Origin of the sequence: Nonomuraea sp. NPDC049655 (assembly GCF_044465465.1) — a bacterium.
Taxonomy (GTDB): Bacteria; Actinomycetota; Actinomycetes; order Streptosporangiales; family Streptosporangiaceae; genus Nonomuraea.
The window spans coordinates 331,519-350,980 of the sequence record NZ_JBITLS010000002.1 but is presented as its reverse complement, the minus strand read 5'-3'; the positions used below and the strand labels follow the sequence as shown (position 1 = coordinate 350,980).

18 protein-coding genes and 1 pseudogene are annotated in these 19,462 nt (G+C 69.5%); 9 read left to right on the top strand and 10 right to left on the bottom strand.

Annotated features, from left to right (window positions below):
• Window positions 1-221: 221 nt before the first annotated feature.
• From ACIBQ6_RS06905 to ACIBQ6_RS06890, 4 genes are all read right to left on the bottom strand, one after another.
• A complete protein-coding gene (locus ACIBQ6_RS06905) occupies window positions 222-1,541 on the bottom strand; it encodes an MFS transporter (RefSeq protein WP_397210582.1) in 1,320 nt (439 codons plus the stop codon).
• Complete coding sequence (gene blaOXA / locus ACIBQ6_RS06900; protein ID WP_397210581.1) at window positions 1,538-2,410, bottom strand: class D beta-lactamase; 873 nt, start codon at window positions 2,408-2,410, stop codon at window positions 1,538-1,540. The genes ACIBQ6_RS06905 and blaOXA overlap by 4 nt, the downstream gene beginning before the upstream one ends.
• Window positions 2,411-3,175: 765 nt before the next feature.
• Window positions 3,176-3,472 carry a hypothetical protein gene (locus ACIBQ6_RS06895; RefSeq protein ID WP_358300717.1) on the bottom strand — a complete coding sequence of 99 codons (297 nt, stop codon included), beginning with the start codon at window positions 3,470-3,472 and terminating at the stop codon, window positions 3,176-3,178.
• Window positions 3,469-3,684 carry a hypothetical protein gene (locus tag ACIBQ6_RS06890; RefSeq protein ID WP_397210580.1) on the bottom strand — a complete coding sequence of 72 codons (216 nt, stop codon included), beginning with the start codon at window positions 3,682-3,684 and terminating at the stop codon, window positions 3,469-3,471. The genes ACIBQ6_RS06895 and ACIBQ6_RS06890 overlap by 4 nt, the downstream gene beginning before the upstream one ends.
• Window positions 3,685-3,760: 76 nt before the next feature.
• Here ACIBQ6_RS06890 and ACIBQ6_RS06885 point away from each other — a divergent pair, with 76 nt between their 5' ends.
• The gene (locus ACIBQ6_RS06885; RefSeq protein ID WP_397210579.1) at window positions 3,761-4,789 is read left to right on the top strand and encodes a fatty acid desaturase family protein; all 1,029 of its coding nucleotides are present in this window, start codon (window positions 3,761-3,763) and stop codon (window positions 4,787-4,789) included.
• Window positions 4,786-6,306 (top strand): MFS transporter, encoded by a 1,521-nt coding sequence (locus ACIBQ6_RS06880; RefSeq protein ID WP_397210578.1) that lies wholly within the window; start codon window positions 4,786-4,788, stop codon window positions 6,304-6,306. The genes ACIBQ6_RS06885 and ACIBQ6_RS06880 overlap by 4 nt, the downstream gene beginning before the upstream one ends.
• Window positions 6,307-6,336: 30 nt before the next feature.
• Here the strand turns inward: ACIBQ6_RS06880 and ACIBQ6_RS06875 are convergent, their stop codons facing one another.
• Together ACIBQ6_RS06875 and ACIBQ6_RS06870 are read right to left on the bottom strand one after the other, a co-directional pair.
• A complete protein-coding gene (locus ACIBQ6_RS06875) occupies window positions 6,337-6,462 on the bottom strand; it encodes a hypothetical protein (RefSeq protein WP_397210957.1) in 126 nt (41 codons plus the stop codon).
• A 37-nt stretch (window positions 6,463-6,499) separates the two neighbouring features.
• A pseudogene (locus tag ACIBQ6_RS06870) lies at window positions 6,500-6,940 on the bottom strand (LysR family transcriptional regulator); the annotation flags it as partial.
• Window positions 6,941-7,126: 186 nt separating this feature from the next.
• On the opposite strand from ACIBQ6_RS06870, the gene ACIBQ6_RS06865 reads away from it, so the two are divergent.
• Together ACIBQ6_RS06865 and ACIBQ6_RS06860 are read left to right on the top strand one after the other, a co-directional pair.
• Complete coding sequence (locus ACIBQ6_RS06865) at window positions 7,127-7,369, top strand: TetR-like C-terminal domain-containing protein (protein ID WP_397210577.1); 243 nt, start codon at window positions 7,127-7,129, stop codon at window positions 7,367-7,369.
• Between the two features lie 46 nt (window positions 7,370-7,415).
• The gene (locus ACIBQ6_RS06860; protein ID WP_358300733.1) at window positions 7,416-7,952 is read left to right on the top strand and encodes a helix-turn-helix domain-containing protein; all 537 of its coding nucleotides are present in this window, start codon (window positions 7,416-7,418) and stop codon (window positions 7,950-7,952) included.
• Between the two features lie 308 nt (window positions 7,953-8,260).
• Here the strand turns inward: ACIBQ6_RS06860 and ACIBQ6_RS06855 are convergent, their stop codons facing one another.
• Window positions 8,261-9,151, bottom strand: a complete 891-nt coding sequence (locus tag ACIBQ6_RS06855; protein ID WP_397210576.1) for a LysR family transcriptional regulator — start codon at window positions 9,149-9,151, stop codon at window positions 8,261-8,263.
• Between the two features lie 128 nt (window positions 9,152-9,279).
• Between ACIBQ6_RS06855 and ACIBQ6_RS06850 the strand changes: the two genes are divergently transcribed.
• From ACIBQ6_RS06850 to ACIBQ6_RS06840, 3 genes are all read left to right on the top strand, one after another.
• Window positions 9,280-9,726, top strand: a complete 447-nt coding sequence (locus ACIBQ6_RS06850; protein ID WP_358300738.1) for a carboxymuconolactone decarboxylase family protein — start codon at window positions 9,280-9,282, stop codon at window positions 9,724-9,726.
• 69 nt (window positions 9,727-9,795) lie between these two features.
• Window positions 9,796-11,244, top strand: coding sequence for an MFS transporter (locus ACIBQ6_RS06845; protein WP_397210575.1), 1,449 nt, complete (start codon window positions 9,796-9,798; stop codon window positions 11,242-11,244).
• A gap of 31 nt (window positions 11,245-11,275) precedes the next feature.
• Window positions 11,276-12,160 carry an NAD(P)-dependent oxidoreductase gene (locus ACIBQ6_RS06840; RefSeq protein WP_397210574.1) on the top strand — a complete coding sequence of 295 codons (885 nt, stop codon included), beginning with the start codon at window positions 11,276-11,278 and terminating at the stop codon, window positions 12,158-12,160.
• A gap of 95 nt (window positions 12,161-12,255) precedes the next feature.
• On the opposite strand, the gene ACIBQ6_RS06835 is transcribed toward ACIBQ6_RS06840, so the two are convergent.
• Entirely contained in the window at window positions 12,256-12,558 is a 303-nt protein-coding gene (locus ACIBQ6_RS06835) for a hypothetical protein (RefSeq protein ID WP_397210573.1), read from the bottom strand.
• A 316-nt stretch (window positions 12,559-12,874) separates the two neighbouring features.
• The gene (locus ACIBQ6_RS06830) at window positions 12,875-14,017 is read right to left on the bottom strand and encodes a hypothetical protein (protein WP_397210572.1); all 1,143 of its coding nucleotides are present in this window, start codon (window positions 14,015-14,017) and stop codon (window positions 12,875-12,877) included.
• Between the two features lie 431 nt (window positions 14,018-14,448).
• Here ACIBQ6_RS06830 and ACIBQ6_RS06825 point away from each other — a divergent pair, with 431 nt between their 5' ends.
• Both ACIBQ6_RS06825 and ACIBQ6_RS06820 read left to right on the top strand, forming a co-directional pair.
• Window positions 14,449-15,669, top strand: a complete 1,221-nt coding sequence (locus tag ACIBQ6_RS06825; protein ID WP_358300751.1) for an FxsB family cyclophane-forming radical SAM/SPASM peptide maturase — start codon at window positions 14,449-14,451, stop codon at window positions 15,667-15,669.
• 10 nt (window positions 15,670-15,679) lie between these two features.
• Window positions 15,680-16,942, top strand: coding sequence for an HEXXH motif domain-containing protein (locus ACIBQ6_RS06820; protein WP_397210571.1), 1,263 nt, complete (start codon window positions 15,680-15,682; stop codon window positions 16,940-16,942).
• Here the strand turns inward: ACIBQ6_RS06820 and fxsT are convergent.
• Window positions 16,896-19,442, bottom strand: coding sequence for an FxSxx-COOH system tetratricopeptide repeat protein (gene fxsT / locus ACIBQ6_RS06815; RefSeq protein ID WP_397210570.1), 2,547 nt, complete (start codon window positions 19,440-19,442; stop codon window positions 16,896-16,898). The two genes, ACIBQ6_RS06820 and fxsT, sit on opposite strands and share 47 nt — an antisense overlap.
• Between the last annotated feature and the right edge of the window lie 20 nt (window positions 19,443-19,462).

Here is a 19,462-nt window from a genome sequence, read left to right as displayed (position 1 = left end):
GGCGGCGTCGGCGATGGAGTCCAGCGCTGGTGCGGGCCCGCTCGGGAGCCGCTGCGCCTGCCGGCGTAGCGGCGCGGGCCAGGTGGAACAGGTGGGCGCGGTCGGTGGCGTTCACGCGCAGCGCCCGTGCGATCGCCTCCGACACCGAGGCGGACGCGCCGGCGGCTGTCGCCCACGATTTCGGCCGGCCGACCGCACCCGGTGGGGAGTCGCCCCGCCGGTCATGACCTCGCTGAGCCGTTGACGCCGTCCCTGCGCGCTGCGGCAGGGCTTGGGCAGGTGCCGGCCTCGGTGTCAACGGAGCTCGGCTGCCGTCCGGTGCTCCTGGAGCGGGGGGCTGAGCCGGCATCGGTCGTGACCGGCCGCATCACCTCTCGGGCGTCAAACGCCCGGGTAGACAGTGGACGGACGCAGGTCGCCCCGACGCAGCCGGTCAACGCCAGGATGACCAGCGCCGTGGTCGCACCGGCCGGCCCTCGGTCGAACAACCAGCCCACCGCGCTGCCGCCGACGAACGCGCACAGGCCCGACAAGAACGTCTGCACGCCCAGGTACGCCCCGAAACGGGTCGGCGGGGCGAGCCGGGCGATCGTCTGGAACACTGCCGGCTGCAGTAGCCCGTCGGCGAGCCCGTGCAGCACGGCCACCAGCACCAGGCCCGTCATTCCGCCGCCCGCGCCGGTTGCCAGCAGCAGATGGCCGCCCGCGGCGAGCAGCAGTCCCGCGCGCAGCACGTGCGGGCGGTCGGCGCGGCCGGGTACCGCGCACCACGGCTGGACCGCGGCCGACACCATGGCGAGCACGCAGGAGAACACGGCCACCGCTGTCGCGTCCGCGCCGCCGAGCGGCACGACCACCGACGACTGGTCCGTGAGCAGCATGGCGGGCGCCGACACGGCCGCGAACCAGATGAAGACCCGATCCTGCAGCACCGTTCGCACTCTGGAGGCGACCCCGCGCACGACCGGCACGCGCGGGACGTGCCGCACGAGCGAGAACAGGAATGCCGCCGCGCCCCACAGCGCCGCCGCCGTCAGCGCGACCAGCCAGAAACCCACGCTCAGGAGCGCCAGGCCGAGCAGCGGGCCGAGCACGGCCGCGGCCTGCAACGTGATCGCGTACGCCGCGTATCCGCGCGCCCTTCGCCGTTCGGCGAGCCCGGCCAGCAGCGACTGTGCCGCCGGGTGGAAGAGCGCTCCGCCCGTGCCCAGCAACACTACGGAGATGATCAGCCAGGGCAGGGCGGACACGGTGCCGAGCAGGGCGAACCCGGCCGCGCGCAGCAGGCACGCCAGAATGCCCATCCGTACCGGGCCCAGTACGTCCACCAGCACGCCGACCGGCAGGGAGAGCGTGTGCTGCACGAGATTGCGCAGCGCCAGCACCAGGCCGATCAGGCCGGCGGCCAACCCGAGGTCGGCTCGCAGGTGCAGGACGACGTGCGCCATGGCCGCGAAGTAGCCGAGCGAGATGGCGGCCTGGACGGCGACCACCACGGTGACCGTGCGACGGTCACCGTGGTCTGCGGGTGCGTTGCTCACGCGGCGGGCAGGACGTTCAGCCGGTGCAGCAGTTCGCGGGCGAGCGTGGCGCGCTTGGCGGCGTCGCCGTCCTTGGCGATGTCCATGTTCAGGGCGAAGGTGTACACGCGTCCGCGGTGCTCGACCCAGCCGGTCCACCAGCCCGTGCCGGGGCCGGGGGCGTTCTGCCAGCCTGACTTGGCGTACAGCGCGTACCCGTTCTTCTTCTCCTGCAGGATCAAGTCGTGGACGGTGCGCTGGTTCTCGCGCTTGGCGGGCAGGCGCAGCGCGGCGAGCCGTGCCATGAATCGGGTCTGCTCCACCGCCGAGATCTCCAGCGGCCCGTCCAGCCAGAACCGGTCGACCACTGACCCGGTCTGCCGGTTGCCGTAGCCAAGCCGGTGCAGCCACTGACGTTCGCGCGCGAGGCCGATGCGGCGGGCGATCACCTGGAACGCCGCCGCGTTGGAGATGCGCACGGCCTCCCGCATGGTCATGTCCTTCTCCCATTCGGGAAACGGCTGCGGAGTGCCGTCCCAGGGGATCACCTCGTCGGGGCTCTTGACCACGCCCGTCTCCAGCGCGACCAGCGCGTGCGGGACCTTGAAACTGGAGGCGGGCACCATCGGCGTCTCGGCCCGTCGCCGGTCCACCACGGTCGTCTTCTCGGACGACACGTCCAGCAGCGCGAACGTGCCGCGCACGCCGGCCGTGTCGAACACCGCACGCAGGTCGTCGCGCACGGTGGTTCCCGGCCGTACCTCTGCGGCGGCGGCGGGGGCGCCGGGTGATGCGGTGGCCGCGTACGAGGGAGCACCAAGGAGGGTGAGCGAGGTGAGCGCGATGACGCCCAGCCCGGAATGGAAGGCCTGGGGGATTGGCTTCTTCATGCGCAGAGGACATCACGGGACATAGATTGTGTCCAATATCGATATCAACGGACGACCGATATTCGAACTCGAATAGTCGCTGGCAGATGGGCCTTCGGGTCTGGGCGTGCGCGAGGGCCCGGCCGTCGGGCGTGGCCTGCCGGCGCGTGGCGGCGCGGCCGATGGCGGCCGCCCATGCCTGTCCGTCAGTCTCCGCCGTCGCCTCCGCCGCCGTCACTGCCACCGTCGCCACCAGCCCCGTCGTGACGGTAGCTGGAACTGCGGGAGCCACTGGAACCGCCGGATGAGCGCTTGTGGCGCCCTTCAAATATCCACCAAAGCACGACCCCAGGTACCCATAAGAACCAGAAACTCAGAATTACGTCTAAAAGGAAGAGTCCGACATTCACCAGCTGGTTGTCGGTAGGTTCGAATATGGGCTCGACCAACATGGGCACAGGCTTCACCCTCACCGTCGAACGTTCTGTACCGAGGCTTGAGGTGTAAGCATGCCACCATTGCCGGTGTTTGGTTCTGCGATGCGGTACTCGTCGATCGCTCCTCCGAGTACTTCGTGGCGTTTGATCCGACCCTCATGGACACCCCTACCTGTCGGTCTTGATCAGGGGGCCGTTGGTCGTGCCCTTGGTGAGGCCGGGGGCCGTTGTAGTGGTCGATGTACTCGTTTCAGGCTCCCCTGCTCACCGCTGCGGCAGGCGATCTTGATCGCCATGGTCACCATGGCGGTGGACGCCAGGTTCGCCCGGCCGATCTGCCTGTGAGAACTCACCGCAACAGTCCCACGGCCCGCAACCCTTGCTCGTAACCACCTTCGGTGCACGCCCAGAATCGCTCGGCCGCGTCGATGACCGCCAGGCTCTGGCCCGTCGTCCAGGCTTCGATCATGCCCAGCAGGGCAGTCCCGTCCGCAGCCCACACCTCCGGCGCACCCAGAGCGATCACCGCCGCCACTTCCTGCGCCAGCAGTCGCTCTCTGGTCAGGCGGTCGACGCAGGGCAGCCCGTTCACCGCGTCCACGATCAGCAGGGCTTGCCGCAGGCTGAGCGGAGGCAGGGCCGTCATCCCGCGGCACGCTTCCAGGCGGCGTGCAGCGCCCCTGTCGGCGTCTCGGCGCTGGCGGCGACGACTTCGATGCCGGCCACGCGGGCGGGGCCGTGGGGGTCGAGCAGTTCGATCGCCCGCCGCCACGAAGTCTCGTATCCCTCGTCCGGTTCGTGTGCCCAGCCGGCGGGTGTCTCGAACGCTGTCAGCGCGTGTGCTCCGTTCTCGATCATGGGCTCAGTCTAGTCAAACAAACGTCACAAACAAGTGTTTTGCACGATCGTCACAAACATGTGTATGGTCCCATGCATGGCACAAGCAACCGCAACGGCCCAGGCCGTGAGCGACTTCAGCCGCCTGTCCAGACGTGTCAGACAGGCCGGGCTCCTCGACCGCCGCACCCGCCACTACCTCCGGCGGATCAGCGTGGTGGCAGCCCTCTACCTGTCCGGTCTGGCTGCCTTCTTCCTGCTCGGCGACTCCTGGCTCCAGGTGCCGCTGGCGGTCGGCTTCGCGATCGTCTTCGCCCAGGTCGCCCTCGTCATGCACGACCTGGCGCACCGGCAGATCTTCCTCAGCAGGAGGCCGAGCGAGATCCTCGGCCGGCTCGGCGGCAACCTTGGGATCGGCCTCGGATACGGCTGGTGGATGAACAAGCACACCCGTCACCACGCCAACCCCAACCACGAGGACCTCGATCCCGACGTCGTTCCCGACGTCCTGGTGTGGTCGCAGGAGCAGGCGCGCGACAGCCGCGGGCTGGCCCGGCTCATCGGCGGCAGTCAGGCGCTGCTGTTCTACCCTCTGCTCCTGTTGGAGGGGCTCAACCTGCACCTGAGCGGTGTCCGCGCCCTACGCTGGCCCTGGATGAGGCACCGCGTCCTGGAGGGCGCGCTGCTGTTCGCCCACTTCGTCCTCTATCTGGGCGCGCTGGTCTGGGTCCTGTCGCCCGGCAAGGCCCTGATCTTCTTCGCCGTCCACCAAGGTCTGTTCGGCCTCTACATGGGCTGCGTCTTCGCCCCCGGCCACAAGGGCATGCCCACCCTGACTGGTACGGCGGAGCTGGACTTCCTGCGCAAGCAGGTGCTCACCACCCGCAACGTGCGCGGCGGCCGCCTCATCGACCTGGCCATGGGTGGGCTCAACCACCAGATCGAGCACCATCTGATCCCCAGCATGCCCGCCCCCAACCTGCGCCTGGCCCAGCCCATCGTGCGGGCCTACTGCCGGCAGCTCGGCCTGCCGTACCACGAGGTCGGCTTCGCGGCCTCGCACGCCGAGGCCCTGCGTCACCTGCACCACGCCGGTGCACCCCTCCGCGAGAAAGGCCGTTCATGAAAGCCGGACGCAAGCAGTGGGTCGGGCTGGCCGTCCTGGTCCTGCCCGTGCTCCTGATCTCCGTCGACCTGCACGTCTTGTCGTACGCGCTGCCGTTCATCAGCGCCTCCCTGGCGCCGAGCGGCTCCCAGCTGCTGTGGATCATCGACATCTACCCGTTCATGCTGGCCGGGCTGCTGCTGCCGATGGGCACGCTCGGTGACCGGGTCGGGCGGCGTCGCCTGCTGATGGCGGGGGCCGCCGCGTTCGGCGCCGCCTCCGCGGTGGCCGCGTTCTCTCCCAGCGCCGACCTGCTGATCGTCACCAGGGCCCTGCTCGGGGTGGGCGGCGCCACGTTGATGCCCTCGACGTTGTCGCTGATCCGCAACATGTTCCACGACGACGGCCGGCGCCGGGTCGCGATCGCCATCTGGACCGGCGCCTTCGCCGGCGGCGCCATGCTGGGCCCGCTGATGGGCGGCGCGTTGCTGGAGCACTTCTGGTGGGGCTCGGTCTTCCTGGTCAACCTGCCGGTCATGGCGCTGCTGCTGATCCTGGCGCCGCTGCTGCTGCCCGAGTCGCGCGACCCGCGTCCGGGCAGGTTCGACCTGCTCGGCGTGGCGTTGTCGCTGGGCGCCATCCTGCCCACGATCTACGGGATCCAGCACATCGCGCAGGACGGCCTCGGCTGGACGCCGATTGTGGCCATCGTCGCCGGGCTGGCGATGGGCGCCGCCTTCGTGGGGCGGCAGCGCTCGATGGCCGATCCGATGCTGGACGTGCGCCTGTTCGGCAGCCGCGCCTTCACCGCCGCGATCGGCGCCAACACCCTCGGCGTCTTCGCCATGGTCGGCTCCAGCCTCTTCACCACGCAGTACCTGCAGATGGTCATGGACGCCAGGCCGCTCGTCGCCGGTCTGTACGCGCTGCCCTCGGCGGGCATGGCGATGCTCGCCGCCGGGCTCGCGCCGGTGCTGGTCCGCAAGGTCAGGCCGGGGCTGGTGGTCTGCGCCGGGCTGCTCGTCGGCGCGAGCGGGTTCGCGCTGCTGTCCAGGCTGGACGTGACCGGGCAGAGCGGTCTGCTGATCGCCGGGATCATGCTGATGGCCGGGGGCGTCACCCTCGTCCTGACGGTCTCCTCCGACCTGATCATCGCCACCGCTCCGCCGGAGCGGGCAGGCTCGGTCGCCGGGTTGTCGCAGGTGGCCACGGAGTTCGGCGGCGCGCTCGGCATCTCGCTGCTGGGCAGCATCGGCACCGCCGTCTACCGGGCGCACCTCACCGGCGCTCCGGCCCCGGCCCTGGACACCCTCGGCGGCGCTCTGGAGTCGGCGCGCCACCTGCCGGAGCCGGCGGGGACCGCTCTGGCGGCCGCCGCGCGTGAGGCGTTCACCCAGGGCCAGCACTACGCCATGATCGCCGCGGCGGTGGCACTGGTCCTGATGGCGCTCGTCGCGCCGATCATGCTGCGTGCCGTCCGGCAGGCGGACCGGCCACATCCTCGCCTGAACCACTCCGCGAGGCACGAGATGCACTAGACGCCGCCGACGGGCGTAGCGCAGGCCGAATCAGCCGTGGTCGAGGGTGTCGAGGGCCGCCCGGACGAACGCCGCGATCCGGGTGGTGGCCGCGTTGGTGCGCCAGACCGGTCCCCACTCCAGCACCGGACCGTCGTGGATGGGGACATAGGTCACATCGCGTCAGCTCCGCGTCCTGGACGGGGAAGCAGCTCAGCATCACGTCCACGCGCCCCTCGCGCAGCGGGTCGAGGACGGCGCCGATCTGAACCTCCTGGATCTCGACGGCGCAGTCCGGGTGCCGTTCGCGGAACACCTCGGCCGTTCTGAGGGCGAGTTCTCCGGTGGCGGCGGTCAGGAAGCCGACGGTCAGGGAGCCGGTGATGCCCCGGGCCGCCTCGATGACCGTGGTGAGGGTGGACTGGGTCTGGGCGTAGGCGGGGGCCAGGCCGTCCCGCAATTGGACACCGATCGGAGTCGGCCGGACCTGGCGGGTGGAGCGCTCGAACAACGGGACACCGACGCGCCGTTCCAGTTTCCGGATGGTCTGGCTGACGTGGGCGCGCGACACCAGGAGCCGGTCGGCTGTGCGGCCGAAGTGCAGTTCCTGGGCGAGGGTCAGGAAGGTCTCGATCTCGTTGCGCTCCAGGGCCACCGCCCGCACCTCGCGATTGTTCACTCCGGCTGATCAATTATTCGGACATCTGAAGGACCGAACCATGACTCTCGCCACCCGCGTCGCCGTCGTCACCGGAGCCTCCAGCGGCATCGGAGCGGCGACTGCTGCAAGGCCGAGTCAAGGAGACCACAGGGGGAACACCAGGACGGCGCCGCGGCGCGGATGGAACTGGACGACGCCACGGCCGAGGCCGACGCCGCCCGACGGCACTCGGAGATCAAGCGGGTCATCCCACGGGCTGTTCGCCGCCGGAGCCGCCCGAGCGACGCGACGCGGTCTCTGCACAGCACCTTCCACGGCTACGTCAGCCTGGAGACGGCGGGCGGGTTCAGCCGGACCGAGCGTGAGGTCGATGCGCCCTGGTCCCGCTGCCCCGCCACTGGTCCGCACCCTGACCGAGTGTAGAGCGGTTGTTTGAAACAGTTGTTCGTGGTGCTGGTAAGATCACCAGATGGGAGTCCCCGAGGATTTGCTGGCAGCGGCCAAACAGTGCCTGTCCGAGCGCGGCTACGCCCGCACCACGGTCCGGGACATCGTGGCCGTCTCCGGCAGCAACCTGGCCGCGATCAACTACCACTACCGCTCGAAGGACGCCCTGCTCGCCCAGGCGATGATCGAAGTCACCGGTCAGGCGGTCGCCGAAGTGCTCAAGGCCTTTCCTGACGAGTCGGCCCGGTGGTTCGAGGAGTTCTGGGCCCGGCTGATCGAGTCGTTCCAGGCCAACCCGATGGTCTGGCGGGCCAACGTCGAAACACTGGCCCAGGCGCCGCATCTGCCCGACGTGCGCACCCGGCTGGCCGAGGGGCAGGCACTCGCCCAGCGCGAGCTGAGCCATCGCCTGCCCGGCCAGGACGAGGCGGGCGGGCAGGTGCTGCTGACCTTGTTCATCGGCCTGCTGGTCCGCTGGCAGATCGACCCGGACAACGCCCCGACGGCGCAGGAACTGGCCGCCGGACTCCGGTCGGTCGCCCAGGCGGCCGCCGGCTAGCTGCTGGATCGCTGATGTGAATCAGGGTCAGTGATCGTAGGCGGCCAGAGACCGTTTGACGGGTGCGCCGGTGTTCCAGTTGCCAGATGGCGGCGTTGAGGGCGAGGACGCGTTGGCTGATGCGTGCCCAGAGGCCGTCTGGGCGGCGGGCGTTGTGGCGTTCGAGCCACGGAGGAAGTTGGACTGCTTGAATCCGTCCAGATCATAAGGACATCAAACTGCGTGACGCCCTCTCGGGACGCTGACCGCCGCCGTCGGCGCCCGGGTTCGGCGCGCCTGGCGAGATGTGCGCTTGTCGATCAAGTGACTCAGACCTTGGAGGCGTGCTTCTCCACTGCCATCCTGGCGAAGGCCAGGGCCTTGGCGGAGACGCTCGCCGTACGCCATATCAGCGCGTACTCGAACGGCCCGACGTCGTGGAACGGGACGTAGACCAGGTTGGGCCGTGGATAGTAACGGGTGCCCTGGGCGGCGGCGATCGTGACGCCCTCGCCCGCCGCGACGAGGGCCAGCAGTTCCTGCCAGTACTTCGTCGTTGTCGAGTGATGGATGGGCCGCCCGGCCGGGGTGCGATCAGGCATGTGACGCGTCTGGAAATAGCCCGGCAGGCCGTCGATGAGCCGCAGGTTCTCCCCTCCGAGATCCTCGATGGAGATCGACGTACGGCCGGCCAGGCGGTGCGAGGCGGAGACGGCGAGCATGGTCCGGTCGCGCACGAGCACCGGGCCCACGGTCAGATCGGGCTCGTCCACGGGCAGTTCGATCACCTGCAGGTCCAGCTCGCCCCGTCGCAGCGCGCTGTACCTGTCTGACAGGTGGACTTCGCGGATCTGCACCTCACACCGCGGATGCGAGGCTCGGAACGCCTCGACCACGGTCATGACCCGCTCGCTGGCCAGCGGGCTGGAGAAGCCCACGCGCAGCACCTCGCCGGTGCCGCGCGCGGTGTTCGACGCCTTGGCCATGGCTTCGAGAATCCCGTGGCAGTGGGGACCGAGGTCTTCGCGCAGTTGCCTGCCCAAGGGGGTCAGGGCCACCCGGCGGCTGGTGCGCTCGAACAGCGGGCCGCCGACCCGGCGTTCCAGCGCCTGGGTCATCTGGCTGACCCGGGCGCGTGACACGTGCAGGCGGTCGGCCGTGCGGCCGAAATGCAGCTCTTCGGCCAGTACCAGGAACGTCTCCAGCTCCTGCCAGTTCACCGGCACCCCCCTTCGGTAAGGGCACCTTACCGAGCGGTGAGAACTTTGCCGTTGTTCGTGGCCGTCTGCCGGATTCACACTGCTTCAGGCAGACGACCACCGACCGCGACGAAGGGCTGAACCACACGATGACCAGGCAGCGCATCGAACTGGCGGCAGCGTCGCCACGAGCCGTCAGCCTGATCACCGATCTGGAGGACGTGCTGCGGCGCGAGGGGTTGTGCGACGACCGGTTGCGCGAACTGGCGCGCATCCGGGTCGCCCAGCTCAACGGCTGCGCGTACTTCCTGGCCCTGCGTTCCGCGGAGGCGATCCGCCTGGGCGAGCGGCAGGAGCGGCTCAACGAGCTGGCGGGCTGGCGCGACTCGCGCCGGTTCACCGACTCGGAGCGTGCCGCCCTGGCTCTCGCCGAAACGATGACCAAGCTTCCGGCCGACGGCGTGCCCGACGACGTGTACGGCGCGGCGGAGAACCTGCTCGGTCCCCACAACCTCGCGAATCTGATCATGGCCGTGTCCGTCGCGAACGCGCTCGATCGCATGTGCCTGACCGCGAGGATCTCCCCTCCCCACTAGGTCTCACCAGGCCCGATATCCCCACGGGGCGGCTTCGCGCTGCCCTGATGCATCCCAGAAGAGGAAAAGATGACACCTCGCGAACCCCTGGAAGCCCCCGACCCTCGGAGATGGCTGGCGCTGACCCTCTTGGTGGCGTCCTTCTTCATGGTCATCGTCGACTCCCAGATCGTCATGCTGGCCCTGCCCTCCATCGAGAGCGAACTCGGCTTCTCCCCGGGCGGCGTCCAGTGGGTGATGAGCGCGTACCTGCTGAGCTTCGGCGGCCTGCTGATGTTCGGCGGGCGCACCGCCGACCTGCTCGGCGGCCGCCGGATGTTCCTGTTCGGCACCGCCCTGTTCGGCCTCGCCTCAGTGCTGTGCGGCCTGGCCTGGAACGACTCGGTGCTGATCACTGCCAGGGTCGTCCAGGGCGTCGCCGCCGCGATCATGACACCGACCGCGATGGCGGTGCTCATGCACACCTTCGCCGAGGGGCCCGAGCGCAACAAGGCGCTGGGCATCTGGACCGGCGTCGGCGCCTTCGGCGCGACCGCGGCACTGCTCATCGGCGGCCCGATCACCGACGGGCTCGGCTGGGAGTGGATCTTCTACATCAACGTCCCGGTCGTCGTGGCGGTCCTGGTCTTCGGGCCCCGTCTGCTCAAGACGACGCCCGTCCAGGACGGCCGCCGCCGCTTCGACCCGGCGGGCGCGGTGACCATCACCGCCGCCATCGCCCTGCTGGTCTACGCCGTCTCCGAGGCGCCGCTGGTCGGCTGGGGCGGCGGCCGGACCATCGGCATGCTCATCGGCGCCGCCGTACTGTTCGTGATCTTCACCGTGATCGAGAACCGGTCGCAGGCCCCGCTGGTGCCGCTGCGGATCTTCCGCTCACCGACCGTGGTCGGCGGCAACATCCTGATGCTCATCGTCGCCATGACGGTGTACGGCGGGGCGCTCATCACGTCGCTCTACGCCCAGCAGGTCCTCGGCTACAGCGCGGTGAAGTTCGGGCTCAGCACCGCGATCTACGCGGTCATGTCGATCATCGGCGCGAACGTCAGCGCCCGGCTGGTCGCCAAGGTCGGCTACAAGCCCATCGCGATCGCAGGCATGACGCTGCTGGCCGGCGGCCTGCTGCTGCTGACCCGGATCGACGCCGACGGCGGCTACTGGAGCGACCTGTTCTTCGGCCTGGTCGTCTTCGGCTCCGGAATCGGCAGCACCAACGTCGCAGCCTCCATCGCCTCGCTCACCGGCGCCAAGCCCGAGGAGTCCGGCCTGGTCTCCGGCATCAACAACGCCGTCTTCCAGATCGGAGCCGCGCTCGGCATCGCGATCGCCTCGTCGGTCGCCTTCGCCTCCACGACGGGCGCCTCCGCCGAGGGCCTGAACGACGGGTTCCAGGCGGGCTTCCTGGCCACCGCCGTCTTCGCGCTGGCCGGGCTAGCGACGGCGCTGCTCCTGCTGCTGCACCGGGACAAGAAGACGTCCTCACAGAGCACCGGCAAGCACTCGGTGCCCGTTCACCACTGACCGACCACCGCACATCACCAAGGAGCACGCAATGACAGACGACAACGTGACCGTCATCGGGCTGGGCTCGATGGGTACGGCCCTCGCCGAGGCGTTCATCAGGGCAGGACACCCCACGACGGTGTGGAACCGCACGTCGCACAAGGCCGCGCTTCTCGCCGCCAGGGGCGCGATCCACGCGGAGGCGATCGAGGACGCCGTGGCCGCGAGCCCGTTGATCATCACCTGCCTGACCACGTACGAAGACACCCGCCAGATCCTGCAGCCGGTCGCCGCCGCCCTGTCGGGGCGCACCCTGGTCACCCTGAACAGCGGGTCCCCGGCCGGCGCCAGGGAGACGGCCGCCTGGGCCGGCTCCCACGGGGCCCGCTACCTCGACGGCGCCGTCAAGAACGTGCCCGCAGCCGTGGGGGCGCCGGACACCCTGATCTACTACAGCGGGGACAAGGCCGTCTTCGACGCCTGCGAGCCGACGCTGACGACACTGGGCGGCGACACCGTCCACCTGGGCGACGAGGTCGACCTGGCCGCCCTGTACGAGATGGCGGTGGGCGCCCTCCTGCTGCCCACGCTCGTCGGCTTCTTCCAGGGCGCCGCCGCCCTCCGGGCGCGCGGGCTGGACGCGGGCGGCATGGTGCGCTTCACCGGCAAGTGGCTGGACATGATCAAGTCCCTGCTCCCGGTGTACGCCAGGGAGATCGACAGCGGTGACTACAGCGACGCCGCCTCCTCCGTGAACCTGTTCCTGGCCGGAGCGGCCCACGACGAAGACCTCGCGCGGGAGACGAACGTCGACGTGGCATGGCTCGGCCCGCTGAACGACCTGCTGAGGCGAGCCGCCGAGGCCGGCCACGGCGACCACAGCATCTCAGCTCTCACCGAGGTGCTCGGCAGGCCGGCCTCACCCGCCGGCTGAGGAGGGGAGGGGCGCCGCATCCACTCCCTCGTGCAGTCGTGGCCGCCCACGGGAGCTTTTCGTCCGAACGAGTGCCATCGCGAGGGCTTCCGGTGTCAGGCCGGCGGGACGTGGGCGCACTGCGACGCGACCACGGTGCCGTTGACATACGCGGCCGTCGGGCACAGGAACGTCTCCGGAGGCGAGGGCACCCCGGACCGGAGCGTGACGTAGGCCGGTTCCGTGCCCGACGCCGGTCCCGTGCAGTCGCCGGCGAGGATGTCGATCCCTCCGCGGTAGGGATTGGGCGACCAGAAGCCCTGGGCGCAGTCGTACACACGCTCCTGGGCCGCGGCGGCCGTCGCGGGCAGGAGCGCTGCCGCGACGAGGGCGAGGACGAGTGTCCGGATGGGGCGCATGATGCTTCCCTTCGGGGTCTTGAGGGTCAGCGGACGAAGCTGCCCGGGCCCACGCCCGGGGAGCCGTTGGCGTGCGGCGGGGGTCGCCAGGAAGGGCGCCGCGAGCACGGCGGCGGCGATGACCGAACGTTCAGGCGGACGCACGGTGCTCCTTCACGGAGGCGGTTCCGTTCAAGAAACTAGGCAGCCGGCCAGGGGATGCCCAGAGGCATCTGTCACCGGTTCGTGTGCGCTTCTCCCAGATCCGCGCACGTAGTTCAGCGACGCGGTCACGGACGTGCCGCCGTCAGGCGTGCTGTCGGGGAGAACGGTCGGCTCAGCGGTCCCCGGCGGCCAGCAGCAGGTTGGCGTCGACCCGGGCGAGGCCGGAAACGTTCGAGCCGCCTTCGGTGTACCCGGCCCTCCGCTTCCACCGCCGCCCGTCGTAGTGCAGCAACGTGACTTCGGTCGTCACGTCCTCTTCGTAACCCACCACCCACACGTCGTCCTCGCCGACGGCGGCGACACCGTACAGCGAGCCCTTCCACCTGGGGGGTTCGACCTGCGTCCAGGAGCTTCCGTTCCAGTGCAGGATCAGCGGTTCGCCTGCACCGTACTCGTCACAGTCTCCCGAGGCGCCGCGCTCACCCACGGCCCACACGTCGGACGGCCGGTTCTGCGAGATGTGCCGGAGCGTGCCCTGGCCCACCGCGGGCAGCCGCATCTCCACCGGCGCGCTGCCGGGAGTCGCGCTGTGCCAGATCGCCGGGCGCGAATCAGCGCATCGCCCGCTGGAGGAGCTGCCCGCGATCCACACCTGCCCGGCTCCGGCGTCCACGGCGCGGAATCTGCCTCCGTGCGGGACTTCCTGCTTGCCGAAACGCCTGCCGTTCCAGGTCACGAGGACGGGGATGGACGTCTTGCCCTCCCCGCGCCTGCCGATCAGGAACGCCCGCGAACCGTCCACGGCGACGTCGGCCAGCGTGCCGACCTTCGGGAGCTGGGCAGGTCCGAACGTCTTCCAACGCCGGCCGTCCCAGCGCAGGGCGAAGGGGAGCCGCACCTCCTCGGAGTTTTCATCGAGGTCGCCGAGGTCGCCGACTGCCCAGACCTGGTTCGGTCCGTCGGCGTCCACGCCCGACACGATGGAGTCGATCGCGTCGGGGAACCGCTTGTGCGGACGCTGGTCGACACGCCATCCGTCGCGGTCCATCCGCAGGAGCACGCCGGTGGACGGCTCGTCCTCCGCTGTCACGGCAAGGCCGGCCGCCCAGGCCGCGTCCGGGCCCGCCACCGCCACGTCGAGCACCGTGGTGGCCCTGTCGTCAGAGGCACCCTCGACCTCCTCGTCGTCGAGGTCGCTCTCTTTGGGCGACGCGACGGGGGGCGTGCTCGCCGCCGGAGTCCTCGGCACGGTGCGCGCTGGGGCTGCCGTGCAGCCTGCCAGCACCAGGACGCAGACGATCCACAAGATCTTCATGGCTTCCGGAGTCTCGCAGACACTCGGGCGTGATGTGCCATTTCTGGCACCTCCACAGCGCGCACGTGACGGTGACGCCGTCGTTGAGCACGTCTGGCGTGGGACCCACGATGTGAAGGTGCAAAGTGCGCGAATCCTGCAGGGCGTAGCCCGCGCAGGCGAACAGCCGGCGATCCGGGTACGGGTTGAGGGCTCACGCGGATGGCCGGCGCCGGCGGCTCGCGTACGCCACGCGAAGCCTTCGCGGAGTCATGACCTGGATGGATGTGATTATCGGCAGGCGCAATGACACCAGGACCTCGCATTTCATTGATTGGCGTGGCCGGTGTGCGATTCGAGCAGTAAAGCGATCACGGCCCCGCGCTGCCGGGCCGCACCGGAGCCTCCCCCATTTGCCCTGGGTCGTCTAGAATTGGCAGCGTTGAAGCGGGGTGGTCTCTAGGTTGACATCTAACGCAGAGAATCAATCATGGGAGTGGCCTTCAGCGCTCGATGTCGACGAACTGCTTCGTGGCGGGTGGCGGGCGCGACCTTTCCGGCAATTCCTGCTTAAAGTCCATAGCCGCTGCAATTTGGCGTGCGACTACTGCTATGTCTACACCCTGGCTGATCAGAGCTGGCGGGGGCGGCCGATGGTGATGGACCCTCAACTGGTCTCCATCGCCGCCCAGCGTATCGCCGAGCACGCGGCTGATCATGATTTGCCGTCGGTGCGAGTGGTCCTGCACGGAGGGGAGCCGTTGCTGGCGGGTCACGAGTACCTCGCGAAGATCGTGGAGTTGGTGCGGTCGGAAGTGGGGCCGGGGCTGCGGGTCGAGGCGGTGCTGCAGACGAACGCGGTGTTGCTGGACGAAGCGGCGCTGTCGTCGTTCGACGCGATGGACGTCCGGGTGGGAGTGAGTCTCGACGGCGGTCCCAGGGAGAACGACCGCAATCGGCGGTTCGCCGACGGGCGGGGGAGCTACCCGGCAGTGATGCAGGGGCTGACACGGCTCACCAGCGAGAGGTTCCGTCACCTGTTCAGCGGGCTGTTGTGCACGGTCGATCTGCTCAATGATCCCGTCGAGACCTATGAGGCGCTGAGCGCTTTCGATCCGCCGACCATGGACTTCCTGCTGCCGCACGCGACCTGGGACACGCCACCGCCGGGATGGAGGAAGCCGGCTACGCCGTACGCCGACTGGCTCATTCCGATCTTCGACCATTGGTACGAAAGCGGCAGCGACAGCGTGATACGGACATTTCAGGAAATCGTGAGTCTGTTGCTCGGTGGCGGCTCGGCCAGCGAATCCGTGGGCCTGACGCCGTCCACGGTCGTCGTGATCGAGACGGACGGCACCATCGAGCAGACGGACTCCCTCAAGGCGGTACGGCAGGGCGCCCCCATGACCGGCTTGAACATCGTGGACCATTCCTTCGACGAGGCGCTCCGACATCCCGGCATGGTGGCGCGCCAGCTCGGTTGGGAAGCGTTGAGCGACACGTGCAAGGCATGCAAATTCGGGCGAGTGTGCGGCGGCGGGCTCTACACGCATCGTTACCGCTCGGACGACGGCTTCAAGAACCCGTCAGTCTATTGCGATGATCTGTATCGACTGATCGATCACATTCGTGAACGCCTCGTCGCCGACCTGCGCGGGTCGGTTCACTGAGGGGAGCGACATGCGGCTCGACTCGTACACCGTCCCTCAAGATCTTCTTGATCGGCTGGCGCGAGGGGGAGGTGGCGCGGAGGCAGCCCAATTCCTGGCCGAGACGCAGTACAGCAAGCATCTGCTGCTCCTCAGGGGGGTGGCGGAGGAAGGGCGGGCGGAAGCTGCCTTTGACCGGCTCGCCGAGATCGCCGCACAGGCTCCTGAAGCGGTCAAGTACGTGATCGGCTATCCAGCGGTCGGTGCGTGGGCCAAGAGCACTCTGCGGGCATTGATCACTGGACGGGCGGATCCGCTGGCCGTGGCGCAGCTCGGTGCGGTCGCCGCGGCGGCCGCCTGCCGGGCCGGGCTACGGCTGCGGGTCCAGGTTCCCGCGCCGGGCGGGGTGATCACGTTGCCCTCGCTGGGGCAGCTCGTCCTGCCGACGGACGAGGACCAGATCATCGAGCTGGAAACCGACACGTCCAGATGCACTCCGCTTCATCGGATCCGCTCGGCCGACGGCGCGATCGAGCTGGTCGTCGACGATCTGGATCCGCATCGCTGGCCAGGTCCCACAGTGATCGACGGCCGCCTGCCGCCCGACGACCTGCGGCGCTGGCGGAGTCACGTCGCCGCCGCCTGGGAGCTCCTGGACAAACATCATTGGACGACCGCCGCTGAGCTGCGCGCGATCGCCCGGGTGCTCACCCCCATCAAGGCGGCCCAGAGCGGCCGGGACAGCGCGACGTCCCGTGTCACCTTCGGCACGGTGGCGATGTCGACTCCGCCCGATCACACCTGGCTCGCGTCGACGTTCGCGCACGAGCTCCAGCACGCCAAGCTCAACGCCGTACTCGACCTGGTGGAGCTGACGCTTCCGGACGAGCGGCGCTTCTACGCGCCCTGGCGCGGTGATCCACGCCCGCTGTCCGGTCTCCTGCACGGCGCGTACGCACACCTCGGCCTGGCCGGATTCTGGCGCCGTCAGCGCGACTCCGAGCGCGGACTGCGTCCCCACATCGAGTTCGCACGCTGGCGCGCAGCCGCGCTGGAGGTGACGGGGACCCTGCTCGACAGCGGGAAGCTGACGCCGGTCGGCGAACGGTTCACCGGACTGCTCCGCCGTACCCTGTCGTCCTGGATGAAGGATCCGGTGCCGCCCGCCGCCGCCGAGGCGGCGGCGCGGGAGGCGGACGAGCACAGAGCGGCCTGGCTCGCCAGGAACGGCGTCACAGGGACAGCCGTCACAGGGACAGCGGATCGAAGTCCCAGTCGATCCGCTCGCCCTTGAGCGCTCGGACCATGTCGGGCGTGGACGTGCGAGAGATGCGCCGGAGGTTGTTCACGATCTCCGTTCGCAGCGCGGCCGCCTCCTCGTCGGCTCCGGTGTCGCTCAGGTCGATGGCGAGGTTGACGGCGCCGAAGGTGGTGAGGAAGTGCTCCTTGCCGAAGAACCCGCGCAGCCGCGCCAGGCTCTCCTCGCCCAGGCGGCGAGCGGTGTGGCTGTCGCCCAGCGCGGCGTAGTCGGAGGCCAGGTTGACGGCCGCCATGAGCGTGTACTCGTGCTCGGCGCCGAGGCGGGCGAGCAGGCCCTCGTAGGCTTCGGAGTTCTCCTCCCGGGCGCGTTCGGGGTCGCCGCGAAGCCGGTGGAGGAGCGCGAGGTCGGCGCGGCAGCCGTAGGTGAACGGGTGTCGCGGGCCGTAGATCGTGTGATACCTCGGCAGAGTGTCCTTGACGAGCGCCATCGCCTCGTCCAGGTTGCCGGCCTCGCGCAGGCTGTTGGACAGCGCGATCGCGGTGGCCATGGTGTCGGGGTTGTCCCGGCCGAAGAGCTTTTCCAGGCGGCTGAGCGTTTCCTTGGCCAGTTCCAGCGACGCGGTGATGTCACCGGCGCCACGCCGGGCGATGGAGAGGTCCTTGGCGGTCTTGATCACGATGGGATGTTCCGCGGTGAGCTCCCTGAGCCCGTAGGCGTAGACCTCCTCGCCCAGGTCGACGGCCTCCTCGTAGGCCCCGCAGAGCCGCAGCACCTGTGCCAGGCCGTTCCAGGCGTTCTGCACGTCCCACTTGCCGACGCCGTGGGTGGCGCCGCTCATCTCCAGGTAGGCCAGCTTGTGCAGGTCGCGCGCGGTGAAGTAGTCGCTGAGCAGCGCGTGGTCGAGCGCCAGGTTGTTGAGCAGGCGGAGAGTCACCGGATGGGTCGGGCCGAAGACACGCTCGAAGGCCGCCAGCGACTCCTTGTCCTGCTTCTGAGCGGCGGCGAAGTCGCCCAGCGCGCGTAGTGAGGCGCCGTAGGAGTTGGCCGCGCCGAGGGTCTCCTCGTGGTCGGGGCCGAGCACGCGCTGCATCAGCGCCAGCGTCTCCGCGTTGAGCAGGCGGGACTCGTCGAAGTCGCCGAGCTGCCAGAGCACGTTGGCCAGATGGCGGCGGATCCGCAGCACGTCGGGGCTCTCCGGGCCCGAGGCGGCCGTCCAGGTGTCGCGGAGATGCTCGGCGAAGGTCCTGGCCGACCGGTAGTCGCCCACTCGGTAGAGGAAGCGGACGAGCGTGATGCAGAAGTTGCGGGGATCCGCCTCGGCGCAGTCCGCGAGGCCGGACGGCTCGAAATGGGGCAGCAGCTCGCGGAAGGCCGCCCACCTGGTGGTGTCCTCCGGGTCGACGGGCGCGCCACCGGCCAGCAGCAGGTGCACTTCGTGCCGGATCTCGCCGCGTTCCCGCTCGTCGACCGAGTCGCGCAGCAGCGCCTGGATGAGGCGGTGCACCTGGACGGTGCCGGCGGCGGACTCGACCTTGAGCAGGGCGAACCGGTTGAGCTCGCCGAAGGCCCGGCTCAACAGCAGCGGGTCGGACAGGATCGGGCCGATGCGCGCGGCGCCCTGGGTCTTGTTGCCGCGGCGGAACAGGTCGCGGGGGATCGGCTCGGGACCGAAGAAGGCCAGGCACCGCAGCACGGTGGCGGCCTCGGGCATGCGTTCCTCGATCGCCTGGACCGACAGCTGCCAGGCCGCGGTCATGGAGTGGGGATATTCGGTGGCCTTGCCCAGAGCGAGCAGCCGCCGTGTCTCTTCGCCCAGCGCTTCGAGGTACTCGTCGGTGGACAGGCCGGTCGTGAGCTGGAGCGCCGCCGCCTGCTCCAGCGCCAGGGGCAGGTCACCGAGCGCCTGCGCGAGGGCGTCGGCCTCGGCGTGGGGCATGTCGCGTTCGAGACGTCTGCGGAGGAACTGGATGCTCTCGTTCCGCTCGAAGACGTCCACCGCCACGCTCTCGCTGGCCGCGCTCCAGCGGATGTTGCGGGAGGTGATCAGTACGTGCCCCGGCCCTCCGTCGGGGAGGAAGTCCTTGATCGCCTCGGGCTCGTCGGCGTTGTCGAAGATCAATAACCATTTGCTGTACGGCTCGCCGCGCTGGAGCGCCCTGCGCACCGAGGCCGCGGCCTCCTCGATGCCGACGGCGCTGGCGGGAGCGCAGTTGAGGTCGGCGGCCAGCCCCGCGAGAGCGGCGGGGACCAGGGCCGGCTGGTCGGCCGAGATCCACCAGACGAGCTCGTACGATCCCCGGAAGCGCCAGGCGAACTCCGTGACCAGCTGGGTCTTGCCGACCCCGCCGAGGCCGTGCAGGGCCTGCGGGACGGGCGTGTGCGCCACCACGGCTGCGGTGGTCGACAGGTGCAGGCTCTCTCTCAACCGGTCCAGCAAATGCTCACGTCCGGTGAAATTTCGGTTACGGGCGGGGATCTTCCCCCAGATGTTCGGCATCCGAATCGGCCCGTACTCGTTGACCTGCTCGCTCACGTGGTCCTCCGGCCATGGTC